The organism is Flavobacterium haoranii (assembly GCF_009363055.1).
Classification (GTDB): domain Bacteria; phylum Bacteroidota; class Bacteroidia; order Flavobacteriales; family Flavobacteriaceae; genus Flavobacterium; species Flavobacterium haoranii.
Genome location: NZ_CP045292.1, coordinates 2078426 through 2092686, shown reverse-complemented (window position 1 = coordinate 2092686; position 14261 = coordinate 2078426). Strand labels below are relative to the sequence as shown.

General features: G+C 30.9%; 13 protein-coding genes. 3 read left to right on the top strand and 10 right to left on the bottom strand.

Annotation, left to right across the window (positions count from 1 at the left end; genetic code table 11):
* Window positions 1–32 precede the first annotated feature (32 nt).
* The 5 genes from GCU34_RS09985 to GCU34_RS09965 form a co-directional block, all read right to left on the bottom strand.
* The gene (locus GCU34_RS09985; RefSeq protein ID WP_072782641.1) at window positions 33–1019 is read right to left on the bottom strand and encodes an acyl-ACP desaturase; all 987 of its coding nucleotides are present in this window, start codon (window positions 1017–1019) and stop codon (window positions 33–35) included.
* A 12-nt stretch (window positions 1020–1031) separates the two neighbouring features.
* A complete protein-coding gene (locus tag GCU34_RS09980; protein ID WP_072782644.1) occupies window positions 1032–1763 on the bottom strand; it encodes a lysophospholipid acyltransferase family protein in 732 nt (243 codons plus the stop codon).
* A gap of 126 nt (window positions 1764–1889) precedes the next feature.
* Window positions 1890–2273 carry a hypothetical protein gene (locus tag GCU34_RS09975; RefSeq protein ID WP_072782659.1) on the bottom strand — a complete coding sequence of 128 codons (384 nt, stop codon included), beginning with the start codon at window positions 2271–2273 and terminating at the stop codon, window positions 1890–1892.
* 81 nt (window positions 2274–2354) lie between these two features.
* Entirely contained in the window at window positions 2355–2765 is a 411-nt protein-coding gene (locus tag GCU34_RS09970; protein WP_072782662.1) for a BrxA/BrxB family bacilliredoxin, read from the bottom strand.
* A gap of 109 nt (window positions 2766–2874) precedes the next feature.
* Window positions 2875–5136, bottom strand: a complete 2262-nt coding sequence (locus GCU34_RS09965) for a TonB-dependent receptor (RefSeq protein WP_143146182.1) — start codon at window positions 5134–5136, stop codon at window positions 2875–2877.
* An 80-nt stretch (window positions 5137–5216) separates the two neighbouring features.
* On the opposite strand from GCU34_RS09965, the gene GCU34_RS09960 reads away from it, so the two are divergent.
* Both GCU34_RS09960 and GCU34_RS09955 read left to right on the top strand, forming a co-directional pair.
* A complete protein-coding gene (locus GCU34_RS09960; protein ID WP_072782665.1) occupies window positions 5217–5864 on the top strand; it encodes a metal-dependent transcriptional regulator in 648 nt (215 codons plus the stop codon).
* Window positions 5865–5866: 2 nt separating this feature from the next.
* Window positions 5867–6685: a ZIP family metal transporter gene (locus GCU34_RS09955; protein WP_072782668.1), complete on the top strand. Its 819-nt coding sequence runs from the start codon at window positions 5867–5869 to the stop codon at window positions 6683–6685.
* Here the strand turns inward: GCU34_RS09955 and GCU34_RS09950 are convergent.
* From GCU34_RS09950 to GCU34_RS09930, 5 genes are all read right to left on the bottom strand, one after another.
* On the bottom strand, window positions 6682–6813 hold the full coding sequence (locus tag GCU34_RS09950) for a FeoB-associated Cys-rich membrane protein (protein ID WP_143146183.1): 132 nt from the start codon (window positions 6811–6813) through the stop codon (window positions 6682–6684). The two genes, GCU34_RS09955 and GCU34_RS09950, sit on opposite strands and share 4 nt — an antisense overlap.
* 3 nt (window positions 6814–6816) lie before the next feature.
* The gene (locus GCU34_RS09945) at window positions 6817–7635 is read right to left on the bottom strand and encodes a hypothetical protein (protein ID WP_143146184.1); all 819 of its coding nucleotides are present in this window, start codon (window positions 7633–7635) and stop codon (window positions 6817–6819) included.
* 37 nt (window positions 7636–7672) lie between these two features.
* Window positions 7673–9766 (bottom strand): ferrous iron transport protein B, encoded by a 2094-nt coding sequence (feoB, locus tag GCU34_RS09940; RefSeq protein WP_072782673.1) that lies wholly within the window; start codon window positions 9764–9766, stop codon window positions 7673–7675.
* Window positions 9767–9769: 3 nt separating this feature from the next.
* Window positions 9770–10009, bottom strand: coding sequence for a FeoA family protein (locus GCU34_RS09935; RefSeq protein WP_072782676.1), 240 nt, complete (start codon window positions 10007–10009; stop codon window positions 9770–9772).
* A gap of 69 nt (window positions 10010–10078) precedes the next feature.
* The gene (locus tag GCU34_RS09930; protein ID WP_072782679.1) at window positions 10079–10735 is read right to left on the bottom strand and encodes an SCO family protein; all 657 of its coding nucleotides are present in this window, start codon (window positions 10733–10735) and stop codon (window positions 10079–10081) included.
* 104 nt (window positions 10736–10839) lie between these two features.
* Between GCU34_RS09930 and GCU34_RS09925 the strand changes: the two genes are divergently transcribed.
* Entirely contained in the window at window positions 10840–14220 is a 3381-nt protein-coding gene (locus GCU34_RS09925; RefSeq protein WP_072782681.1) for a T9SS type A sorting domain-containing protein, read from the top strand.
* Window positions 14221–14261: the final 41 nt, after the last annotated feature.

Below are 14261 nucleotides of genomic sequence, written 5' to 3'. Positions count from 1 at the left end.
TCCTTTCACAAAGGAAAGGATTTAATTTTATATTACATAGCTCCAGCTTCGATCCATTTAAAAGAATATGGATTTTCTGGCACTACTAATCTTTCAGAAACGCGTTTTAAACGTGTTGGTAATTTCATGATGTAATCTCGAGCTTTCTCAGCTTGGTCATTTAAACCATTTATTTTGTCAATTTCCCATTTTACAATTAATTTTTCCAAAATTTCAACATAATCGTTTGAAGTATAAACCCCTATACGTTGAGCCGAATTAGAAAATTCTTCAAAAAGAGTACTGATTTTTTCACCTGACTCTCTTAAAAAATGTGCAGGCATTGTAATTTTTCTTTTCATCATATGTTCAAAAGCCAACATCATTTCGCTTGGGTCAACTTTGAAAATTTGATTAATGAACTCGCTGTAAGCTAAATGATGACGCATTTCGTCTCCAGCAATTAAATTACACATTTTAAACAATTTTTTATCACCAAATTGTCTTGCAATTTGAGCAACTCTGTTGTGCGAAATATAAGTTGCAAGTTCTTGAAAAGAAGTGTAAACAAAGTTTTTATACGGATCTTTTCCAGTTCCAATATCAAAACCATCATTAATTAAATGATGTGTTGTCATTTCAACTTCGCGCATATTTACTCTTCCAGAAAGATATAGATATTTGTTTAATACATCTCCATGACGATTTTCTTCTCCAGTCCAATGACGCACCCATTTGCTCCAGCCATTTCTTCCTTCATTATCGACTCCTTCAACTTCCATAAGCCAAGACTCATAGGTTGGCAAAGCTTCTTCTGTTATCGTGTCACCTACTAAAGATACCCAAAAATCGTAAGGTAAGTCTTTAGCAATTGCTCTTAATTCTTTTACTTCTTCCAAAAAATTTTCATTTTCAGAACTAGGTAAAAGATCACTTGGTTGCCAAATTTTCTCTACAGGAATCAAGAATTCTTCCATAAAAGAATCTATCTTCTTTTCAAGAAACTGCATTACTTCCAAGCGTACATTTTTAATAGACATTGTAATTTTTTATTAGGTTAAGTTATTTTTTACAGTTTTTTCTGTTTTTTCGAAAATTTCTTCAAAATTATATTCTGAAATTTTTAAAGGCTCATGAACAGTAAATTTTAATCTGTTTCCTATTCCTAATGGAAATTGTCCATAACGGGTCATTTTCCATGAATTCTCAATTGTTACAGGAACAAAATAGGCATCAGGAGCAAATTTGTATAACATTTTTAAACCATTAACCGAAAATGGTTTTGGCGTGCCAGTTTTGCTTCTTGTTCCTTCAGGAAATATTACTACCGAGTAATTGTTGTTGTTAATTAATTCGGCACATTTTTTAATTTCAGGTAATGCTTGTTTAGGATCTTTACGATCAATTAGAGCACTTCCGCCATATTTTAGATTATACGAAACACTTGGTATTCCTTTTCCTAATTCTTTTTTACTAATAAATTTTGGATGCCAAGCTCTCATAAACCATATAAATGGAGGGATGTCATATAAACTTTGATGATTAGCTACAAAAATCAAAGGTTTATTTGGTGGCAATTTTTCTCTTCCTTTTACAACATAAGTTGTTCCTAAAATATGAGTTGTTCTTAATAGAAAGAAGTTTAAAAAAGCAACACTCAATCGGTGAGCATTATATCCAAATACATTATAACATATCCATTGAATGGGTTGAAAAATGATTAACCATAAACCAAAAACTAAATAAAATAGAACCGTAAGTGGATATGAAATTATTTTTTGCATTTTGTATTATATTAAATAACGCTAATTATTAGACAAAAGTACATTTATAATAGAAAAAACCACCATTATAGGTGGTCTTTCTATATGCTTGCATAGTAAAATTTACAATTACTTTTAAGAGCAGTTTTAATTAATTATTGTACACACACCATCTATGCAATTTATATTTTCTGGAGGCATTACTATACTACAATCTGAGATAGCATTTGTTTGAACATTTCGTGTAGAATCCATTGTGTAATATTCACTAACTAGTTGTTGCAATTCATTTTGGTCCACATTATTGGAGTAAACAAGATATTCTCGCGGACCACCACAAGGTTTTGAACCTAATGCAATAAAGTTACAAGTTGACGTAGCACTACAAGAAAACTGACCAATGTAATTTGTTATTTCAGTTCTTTTATTGTTCAACATTTCTTCAGTAATGACATCATTTTGATTATCATTTTCACACTGAAAGCTTTGTAATGCAATGAGAATTAAAATAAACGGAACGATTTTTTTCATAATTGTTTTTTTGTAGTAGATGCAAAAAAATGAAATTGGTTGCAAAAAAAAGCCTTAAACATTGTTTAAGGCTTTATATAATTAACAGAACTCGTTGTAAGCATCTTTAAGATTCTCTGCAATCATTTCTGCAGGTCTTCCTTCAATGTGATGACGTTCTAGCATGTGTACTAATTCACCATTTTTAAATAATGCCATACTTGGCGATGATGGAGGGAAAGGGAACATGTGTTCTCTAGCTTTTGAAACAGCATCTTTATCAACTCCTGCAAAAACTGTTACCAATTGTGTAGGTGTTTTTGCATTGTCTAAACTCATTCTTGCACCAGGACGGGCATTGCGAGCAGCGCAACCACAAACAGAGTTTACTACCACTAACGTTGTTCCTTCTTTTGCTAATGCTTGTTCTACATCTTCTGCTGTATATAATTCTTGAAAACCAACAACAGATAGTTCTTCGCGCATTGGTTTTACCATTTCTTCTGGATACATAACAATCTTTTTTAAATTAATAATCAGGCAAATTTACAAAGTTTTTAGATTAATTAATTTGTAGTTGTATAAAGTTTAACTATCGCTTATTTTATTTTCTCTATTAGGTTTAGTTTAACGAGTGTCGAATACCTATAAAAGCTCTAATTCCTTGATTAGGAGCGTAAATATAAGTTGGATCAAATGATAAAGCATAAGGGTTATTTGTTGAAGGAATTACATTTCCATTTGTGTCATATTGAACGTTTTGGTCGAACGGATCGTTTGCTCTTGCAATCAGAAAAGGATTGTTTTTTGCAGGTGTCCAATTCAATAAATTTTTAATTCCTCCATAAATTTCAAAATGCTGAAATCCTTTATAAGTAGTTTGAATGTTTTGAATACTCCATACGGGTGAATATTCTTTTCTTGGATCCAACGCACTTGCTAGTGGTAAACGCATTGGACCATAGATGTTTCCCGTGTAATCGAATGACCAAATTCCTTTTTTAGTTATATAACTAATTCCCCAGGTTCCACTCCATTTTTCTGTTAAAATAGGAGCCGTGGAAATTCCATCTCTATGAAGCGTTGGTTTTATAAGTGTTGTTCCAATATTCGCTTTTATTTCATAAGATGTTATAATATCTAAGTTTATTGAACCGCCAATAGATTCCGAATAACCATTTAGGTTTGAATATATAATTTGATTAGGATTTGTATCATAATCTGGTGCAATTTGATTTGTAAAATAAGTATACCATAATGAGGTTTCAATTGTAAAATGATTATTTTGAGCAAATTTGCCTTTGTATAAATAATTTAGGTTTACATTATAAGATTGTTCGGGTTTTATATCTTCAAGAATTACCACTTCTCTTGCTCCAGTTAAAGCAGCATGTTCTTCAGTAAATAAATTTACGATACGAAATCCTGTTCCTGCATTAATTCTAAAAATTGAATTGGTTTTAGGTTTCCATTTATAGGCTAGTCTTGGTGTGTAAATAATTCCGTGATTAGAATTATAATCCAATCTGCTTCCAGCTAAAAGAGATTGTTTGTTGTAAAATTTCCATTCGTCTTGAATAAATAAACTTGTAATTGTAGTTTTATCTGCATTTTTGGTGGCCATAGAATTATCATTATAAAATTGGTAACGAAAAGTCGTTCCTAATAATAATTCATGTTTTTTTATTTCTTTGTCCCAAGTTAATTGTCCAAAACCAATATATTGTTGCGCATTGTATATTGTGGTTCCATAGGCTGAGTTTTGATCGTGACCCGTTAGTGAAAATGAAAGTAACATTTTCTCAGTCATTGGTAATTCATATTGACCTAATAATTCGGCTCTATTTGTATAAATGCTTTCACCATAAACTTCATTTCCTACTCTATAATTTTTATTCCATTGCATTTCGCCACCCCATCTATCCTCATAAAAATAGCGAGCCGCCAATTGAAAATTTTTGTTGTTATTTCTATCAAAATGCCATTTGTTAAATATTGAAATACGATTTTGAAGTGTTACATCAGTAAAGTTATCGTGGTTGTGGTCTATTGGATTTTGATAGTTGAAAAAACTGATTCCTAATAATGAAGAAGATTTTTCAAAATTTTTTTTGAATCCCAAATCTATAGAATGTTCTAACCAAGATGTAGAAAATATGTCAAATGAAACTTTTGGAGCAATTGAGGCATCTTTTGTTATTATGTTAATTAATCCGCCAACTGCTTCACTTCCATACAAACTTGAGGCCGGTCCTTTCACAATTTCAATACGCTCAATTAATGAATTCGGTATTCCCGACAAACCATAAACAGTTGATAGTCCGCTTACGATGGGCATACCATCAATTGTCACCATAGTGTAAGGTCCTTCTAAACCGTTTATGTGAATATCGCCAGTATTGCATATAGAACAATTAACTTGGGGACGAACGCCATTTACATTTTGCATAGCTTCGAAAATATTAGGCGTTGGATTTTTCTTTAAAAAAGTAACGGAATAAATTTCAACAGGGACTGGGGTTTCTAATCGTGATACAGCTTTTAAAGTTCCAGAAACTACAATTTCATCAAGTACAGAAGCTTCTGGTTCTAATTGAAATTCTTTAAATTGATTTGCGTGATTTTCTGAAACTATAATTTTTTGTTGTAGAGTTTGAAACCCAACATACGATATAGTGATATGGTATTCTCCAGAGGAAGTAAAATCAATTTTAAAATAGCCTTTTTCATTTGTTGAAGTTCCTTTGTCTAGTTCTTTGCAATATATATTAACGAAAGCTATAGGTTCTTGTTTGTTCATAACAATACCTTCCAAACTGTATTGCCCACAAATTGAATTACTTATAAAAAAAAGTGCAACTGAAATTATTTTTTTAATAAACATTAAATTAATTTTTAGACAAATCTAAAAATAATATTTTGTATCTTAAAATTTATTATTTTTGTAGCACTAAAACTAAGTTAATGACCACTTCTGAAGAAAATTATTTAAAAGTTATATATCATTTATCGGTAGTAAGTCCAAAAGGAGTTAATACGAATGCTATTGCCAGTATGTTAGATACAAAAGCTTCATCTGTAACCGATATGATGAAAAAATTATCAGAAAAGCAATTGGTTAATTATCAAAAGTATCAAGGAGTAAAACTAACAGAGCAAGGGCTTTTAGCTGCTAAAATGTTAGTAAGAAAACATCGTTTGTGGGAAGTTTTTTTAGTTGAAAAATTAAAGTTTTCTTGGGATGAAGTACATGAAATTGCGGAAGAATTAGAACACATTCATTCTGAAAAATTAATTAATAGTTTAGATGATTTTCTAGGAAACCCAACAGTTGATCCACATGGCGATCCAATTCCAAACGCAAAAGGAGAAATAGTTAAAATGACTAAATTACTTTTGAGTGAAGCACCATTAAATAAAAAAGTTACTTGTGTGGGTGTTAAAGATTCATCGACAGAGTTTTTACAATATTTAGACAAGCATAAAATTTCATTAGGGACTGAAATTATTATTAAAAACAAAGAACCTTTTGATGAATCGTTACAAATAGTAATTTCAGATAAAATAATAACGTTATCAAATAAAATTGCCAATAATTTATACATACAATAATTATGTTCAATACAATAATAACCTACTTTGAATCAATAGATCCCATTTTAGCAGCACTTTATGCTACTTTATTTACGTGGTTTTTAACAGCACTTGGAGCGTCTTTCGTTTTTTTCTTCAAGAATATGAATCGAGCGGTTTTAGACGGAATGCTTGGTTTTACAGGCGGTGTGATGATAGCAGCGAGCTATTGGAGTCTTTTATCGCCAGCTATAGAAATGAGCGATGGAGAAGGTTTTGTAAAAGTAATGCCCGCTTCAATTGGGTTTTTAATGGGAGCTTTGTTTTTATTTGCATTAGATAAAACATTACCGCATTTACATATTAATTTTAAAGAATCGGAAGGAATAAAATCACCTTGGCAACGTACTACCTTATTAGTTTTGGCAATTACGCTACATAATATTCCTGAAGGTTTAGCGGTTGGAGTATTATTTGGTGGAGTGGCAGCAGGAATTCCAGAAGCTTCAATAGCTGGTGCGGTTACTTTAGCTATTGGTATTGGTATACAAAACTTTCCAGAAGGAATTGCCGTTTCAATGCCTTTAAGAAGAATGGGAATGAGCAGAAGAAAAAGTTTTATGTACGGACAAGCATCGGCTTTAGTTGAACCTATGGCTGGAGTTTTGGGCGCAGTTGCAGTAACTTTTTTTACTCCAATTTTACCTTACGCATTAGCATTTGCAGCTGGAGCTATGATATTTGTTGTTGTAGAAGAAGTAATACCAGAAACACAACAAGATAAAAATACTGATATTGCTACTTTAGGTTTGATTGCAGGTTTTATAGTAATGATGAGTTTAGATGTTGCTTTGGGCTAATGACAACTACAATCGTCTCCACAAGATTTTGAGTTCTTTTTTGCAGTTTTTTTCCAAAAGAATTTCTTAACCAAAAACCCTACAGCAATGGCTAAAGAAAGGTAAGCTAAAATTTCTTGAATATCCATGTTTTAAAAATAAATTCCAGTTCCTAAAGTTACAAAATTATAATTTGGTGATGCAATTTTTAAATGCTCATATCCTATAGAAAAGAAGTATTTCTTTTTATGGTATTTTCCTCTTAATTCAAATGAATTTACTGGAAGTCCGTTTATATTACTCCAAAGCATAGCGCTGTTAAAACTAATGTTTTTTACAATAAAAACATCTGCATTTAATCCGTATGAAAAACCAATTTTTTGAACTTTATTTCCTATATATGTTGCGCCAAGTGTCCATCCGAAATTAAATTTTTTAAAACGAATTCTATCATAAGCCAAATTAAATTGAAATACCGAAAGATTTGAAAATTGGTTTGTAAATAAATTTTTTTCTATTAACTCGCGGTAATCTGCTTGTATGTAAAAAAATTGAAATGGTCTAAATTTTGCTTTTAAATGATTTCCAAATAAATTGCGATTGTTATAAAGTAAATGATCTTCTATATCAAATCGCATTAAATTACCATTTCCGATGCTGTCGTTATAGGTTTGAAAATTTCCCGATTCTCCATCAAAATAAGGATATTTAGATAATGAATTGTAAAGATGTTCCTCACTTCTATAATCGCCAATAGTAGAATAAAAAGTAACATATAAAAACGTTTCTGCAAATAAGCTTGCTATTCCATAATCATTTGATGAACTTCTAGCTGAACTTGAGCCATTGGAACTACTTCTTGTTCCAGAGGATTTTCCTGAATTTAATTCACTTTTAGATTTATCAACTCGTTGAGAAAATAAGTTGTTAAAAGACAGAATTATAACTAATATGAGAAATGATTTTTTCATTAGTTTTTTACTAAAAAACATCAAAAATTACGCCTCTTTATTTTAAAATTTGAAAAGCAGTTAAAGCAACAACGTAGGCAAATCCGCTCATAACTACAAGTTGAATTATTGGCCATTTCCAAGAGTTAGTCTCTTTTTTTACAATAGCTAAAGTTGAAATACACTGCATAGCAAAAGCATAAAATAAAAGTAATGAAACTCCAGTTGCAAAATTGAAAACTTTTGTTCCTGTTGTAGGATGAACTTCAGCAGCCATTCTATTTTTTATAGTAACTTCTTCTTCGCTATGACTTCCAACACTATAAATGGTTGCCAATGTTCCTACGAAAACTTCACGAGCAGCAAATGAACTTACAACAGCAACACCTATTTTCCAATCGTAACCTAATGGTTTAATTAAAGGCTCAATGGTTTTACCCATAATACCAATGTAGGAGTTTTCTAATTTATAAGAATTGATTATATCTTCAAGTTGTTCTGCATTTGCATTTGGATTACTTTCTACTATAATTTTCTCGGCATCGTTAAAACTTGATGGTCCATGTGAGCCCAAGAACCATAATACTACAGATAGTGCCAAAATAATTTTACCAGCCCCAGCTACAAAAGCTTTTGTTTTTTCAATTACATTAATAGAAACATTTTTAAACATTGGAATTTTGTATGACGGCATTTCTACTACAAAATATGATTTGCAGTTTAGCTTTAAAACTTTGTTTAAAATGTATGCAGAAAGTATTGCCATTCCAAAACCAAGTAGATATAATGTCATTAAGGTTAAACCTTGTAAACTTAAAAATCCAAAATATCTTTTTTCGGGAATAATTAGCGAAATTAAAATTGCATAAACTGGTAAACGAGCCGAACATGTTGTAAAAGGAGTTACTAATATTGTAATTAAACGTTCTTTCCAGTTTTCAATGTTTCGCGTTCCCATTATTGCCGGAATTGCACAAGCAGTCCCTGAAATTAAAGGCACAACGCTTTTACCTGACAATCCAAATCGACGCATTATTTTATCCATCAAGAAGACAACACGACTCATGTAACCACTTTCTTCTAGTATCGAAATAAATAAGAAAAGAAATGCAATTTGAGGTATAAAAATTACAATTCCACCAATTCCGGGAATGATACCATCTGATACTAAATCGGTAAATTTTCCTTCTGGTAAATTTGTTTTGGCAAACGAACTTAAGTTGGCAAATGTTTCGTCTATAAAATCCATCGGAATACTACTCCAATCGAATAAAAACTGAAAAATCAATAGTAATATTCCGAAGAAAATTACATAACCAAATATTTTATGTGTTAAAACACGATCAATTTTTGCGCGTATATCGGTCGCTTTAGATTGATCTATTTTATGACCAATTTTAAGAGTGTCGTTAATAAATTGGTAACGCTTTATTGTTTCTTTTTGTTGTAACCTTTTTAAATCGGAATGCGATTTTGTAAATGAACTTTTAATTTCATTTCGTTCCAAATTTAAAAAGTTAACATCTTGTGTAATTACTAACCAAAGTTTATAAAGTAATTGATTTGGAAATGCTCGTCTTAATTTATCAAAATATTCAGGATCAATGCTTGAAGCATTTAAACAAGGTTCGGTTGGAATTTCTTTATAATTAAGAATAAGCTCTTTTAGTGTGTCGATTCCAGTTTTTTTTCTAGAACTCACTAAAGCAATTTTGGTTTTTAATTCTCTTTCTAAAACTTCAAGATCTAGCTCAATTCCTTTTAAAGACATTCTATCCGCCATATTGATAACTAATATGGTGGGAATTTCTAAATCTTTAATTTGAGTAAAAAGAAGTAAGTTTCGCTTTAAATTTTCTACTTCAGTAACCACAACAGCTACATCTGGAAAATCTGCATCGTTTTTGTTTAGTAATAATTCAATAACAACATTTTCATCAATGGAACTAGCATTTAAGCTATAAGTTCCTGGTAAATCGATAATTTTTGCCTTAACGTCATTTGAAATTTTTGCAATTCCTTGTTTTTTTTCAACAGTAATTCCAGGATAATTTCCTACTTGTTGATTTAAACCTGTGAGTTGATTAAAAACGGAGGTTTTCCCTACATTAGGATTTCCAATTAAAGCAACTTTTATAATTGAATTTGACATGTATTATACCAACTGATTTTCGATAACAACATTAATTTCATTTGCTGTTTCTTTACGAATAGCAACATGTGAATCATTTATGTTAAAATAATAAGGATCTCCAAAAGGCGCAATTTGAATAAGTTCTATAGTGTTGCCAGGTAAACATCCCATTTCTAATAATTTTAATGGAATTTCTTCAATGTTTACATCGACTATTATAGCTTTATCACCAATTTTTAAATCTGATAACAGAATTGACATCCTTATTTAGATTGAATTAAAATACAAATGTAGCTATATTTTTAATAACGAAAATGATAAATATCAATTTTATTCTTGTGATAAGAAATTAATATCTTCTAGTAATTTTTTAACTTCTTCTATGTTGGTTCCGTCATAAAAACCACGAATCCTTCTTTTTTGATCTACTAAAACAAAATTTTCTGTATGCACCATATCATATAGTTCTTCTGGTTTACCAGTTTTTACTACTAAGTAAGATTTTCTAGCGATATAATAAATGTCTTTTTTGTCACCAGTAACTAAATTCCACTTACTATCAATCACTCCTTTTTCAAGTGCATAATTTTTTAAAACTTCAGGAGTATCGATATCTGGAGTAACCGAATGCGATAACAACATAACTTTTGGATTGTTCTTTATTTGTTCTTGTAACCAAACCATATTGTCAGTCATTTTAGGACAAATTGTTGGACAAGTAGTAAAGAAAAAATCGGCTACATAAATTTTATTTTCATAATCTTTTTGCGTGATTTTTTTGCCATTTTGATTCGTAAATTCAAAATCTTGAATAATATGGTTGTAACCAATATGTTGAACTGTTGTATCTACTAATTCTGGATTAACATCGCGTGGAGTGAAAATTGGTAAACTTTTTTTCGGTGTTGATGAGTAATATATACCAAAAAAAACTAGGATTAGTACAATTGTTAGTAAGAAATAATATTTTTTATTGAAGGATTTCATCTTTTTTAATGCAAAATTAAAGTTTTATTTAGAATTTGATAATTTAAATTATGATTCTTTTAAAAAAATAGTATATTCGCAACACAACAAAAAACCTAACCAAAATGAAATCTAATTTTCTGATTGCGAGTTTATTAATTACCTTTTTGGGTAATGCGCAATTTAATTCAAATGCGCCTTGGAGAAACTCAAACTCTCAAGGTAGACAACAAGACCAAACAATTAACCAATTAGTAGATGAGTTTGAACAATATTGGTCAACTCATGATTGGAGAAAAAAAGGCTCTGGATTTAAACCATTTAAAAGATGGGAATATCAATGGAGTAATAACGTAAATGAGCAGGGATATTTAATTACTCCTCAAGAACTTTGGGATGCTTGGAGAGAAAAAAATATTGCAAAAGCTAACAATAAAAGCACTATGGCTGCCCCGCCAAGTAATTGGGAGCCAATAGGTCCAACTCAAAATGCTCAGCCTAATTCTACAATGGCTAGAGGAAGAGTTAATATTGTTCATGTAGATCCTAGTAATCCAAATACAATTTATTTTGGCACTCCTGGAGGTGGAATTTGGAAATCTACAGACGCAGGAATAACCTGGACTCCAATGTCTGACTATTTACCACAGTTAGGTGTATCAGGTATTGCAGTAGATTATTCTAATTCTAATACAATTTATATTGCAACTGGAGATAAAGATGCATCAGACACTTATTCAGTTGGTGTATTAAAATCAACCGATGGTGGTGTAACTTGGAATACAACAGGATTAACGTTTACAAATACATCTAGTTTTGCAGGTGATATTGTAATTCATCCTACAAATAATCAAATTTTATGGTGTGCAACAAATGTAGGTTTGTATAAAACTGTAAATGCTGGAACCTCATGGACAATGGTTCAAACAGGTGATTTTTCTCAGGGTTCTATAAGATTAAAACCAAATGATCCATCAGTAGTTTATGCAACTACAAATAATAGATTTTATAAATCTACTAATTCTGGTGATAGTTTTACAGTTGTTACTTCAGGAATGCCCTTAAGTGCTGGTAGATTAATTTTAGATGTTACACCTGCAAATGCAAACTACGTTTATGTTTTAGGAGCAAGTACTTCAAGTGCCTTTTTGGGTATTTATAAGTCTACTAATTCGGGTACAAATTTCACTAAAGTTTCAAATACTACCAATATTTTAGAATCTTCTCAAGCTTGGTATGATTTAGCTTTTGCTGCATCACCAACAAATGCGGAAGAGGTTTATACGGGGTGTCTAAATGTATGGAAATCTACTAATGGTGGCGCTTCATCTACAAAAATAAATAACTGGAGTACATATAATGCAACATTTACGCATGCCGATATTCATTATTTAGGTTTTCATGGAAATAAGCTATACTGTGGAAGTGATGGAGGTATTTACATGTCTGATAATAATGCTGCTAGTTTTTCAGATTTAACTGGAGAAGCTCAAATAGGGCAGTTTTATAAGATTTCTGTAGCTAAACAAAGCGCTAACAATATAGCTGGTGGACTTCAAGATAATGGAGGTTTTGCCTATAACAATAATACTTGGAGAGGTTATCATGGAGGTGATGGTATGGATAATGCGATTAATCCTTTGAACCCTAATCAATATTATGGATTTATTTACTATGGTCAAAACATGTATATAAGTAATGATGCAGGAGTAAGTTTATCTTCAGCAGTTTCAGGACCAAGTGGTGAACAAGGAGACTGGGTAACACCTATGTCAATGAATTCTCAAGGAGAGTTATTTGCTGGTTTTACAAAACTTTATAAATTGGTTAACAATGCTTGGGTACAACAAAGTACAACCATTGGTTCAGGAAATATAATATGCATCGCTATAGATCCAATGAACGACAATAACATGTATGTTTCTCTTAAAAATAGCGGAAATTTATATAAAAGTACAGATAAAGGAATTACTTTTAATTTAGTTTATACTGCTTCTACGCCAATTGAGTCAATTGATGTACACTCTTCAAATAGTAATATTGTGTACTTAACAACTAAATATACTTATGGACAAGTTTTAGTTTCAAACAATGGAGGTACAACTTTTACTGATATTACAAATGGAATTCCTAATATTGGGAAAAGAATTATTGTACACCAAGGAAGAAATTCTTTAAATCCAATTTATGTGGGTACTACTTTAGGAGTATACTACAAAGATGATACGATGTCAGCTTTTGAACCTTTCGATACTAATTTGCCAAATGTAGATGTTAGAGATTTGGAGATTAATTTAGAAGATTCTAAATTAATTGCAGGAACATATGGTAGAGGTGTTTGGCAAACAGATATCCCAGTTGAAGTACCAAATAATGATGTGAAATTAGAAAATATAAGCAATCCAATAAATGTTTCTTGTGGGTCAGTTACTCCGTCAATTCAAGTTAAAAACAACGGACAAAATGTTATTAATGCTGTTCAAGTAGATTATATTGTAGATGGAAATCCTAATAATATTACTTGGAATGGATCAATCAATGTAGGAAGTTCTCAAGTAATTAATTTACCAACTTTAAATTCTTTAACAAGAGGAACACATACTATAGATATTACAACTACAATTGTAAATGATGCATATCCTGATAATAATAATTTGTCGACAACTTTTTATGTGAATGATGCAGGTACTATCGGGCAAGTTAATCCTTTTACTACAACTCCAAACGACGCATTAATTAGTTATATAGAAGGTGCTAATGGAGCTTTATGGCAAATAGGAATTACTACAGGCACAATTTCAAGTGGAACGAATTCAGTATATGCTACTAATTTATCAGGTAATTATCCCGATTTAACAAAAGCTTATTTAGTATCTCAATGTTATGATTTAACTTATGCTGTAAATCCGCAAATTAAGTTTGACATGAAGTATGACTTAGAGCAAGATTGGGATGTAACTTATGTGGAGTATTCAACAGATTTTGGTTCAACTTGGACAGTTTTAGGACAAATGGGACCAAACTGGTACAATAGTAATAGAACTGAATTTACTACAGGGAACGATTGTTTTAACTGTCCAGGCGCTCAATGGACTGGCACCAATACAACTCAAACAAATTATTTTTATTCATTAAATAGTTTAGTTGGACAAGCTAATGTAATTTTTAGAATTGTCTTCCATTCAGATGAAGCTGAGAATCAAGCAGGTGTTTATATTGATAACTTTGTAATAGAAGGTACTTTATCTACAAGTGATTTTAATTCAAATACGGTTATGGTTTATCCAAACCCTTCTAAAGGTGTTTTCAATATTTCTTTAGGAAATAAAACCCCAGAAAAGGTTGAGGTTTACGATGTAACTGGAAAATTAGTACTTTCAAAAGATAAATTAAACGTTTCTAATTTTGAAACTTCGATCGATTTGAGTGCTGCTTCACAAGGAATTTATTTTGTTAAAGTTTCTGCTGAAGGTAAAAACGTTGTAAAAAGAATTGTTAAAGAATAAAAATAAACATTTTGAAAAGTTATATTTGTATGATAACTTTC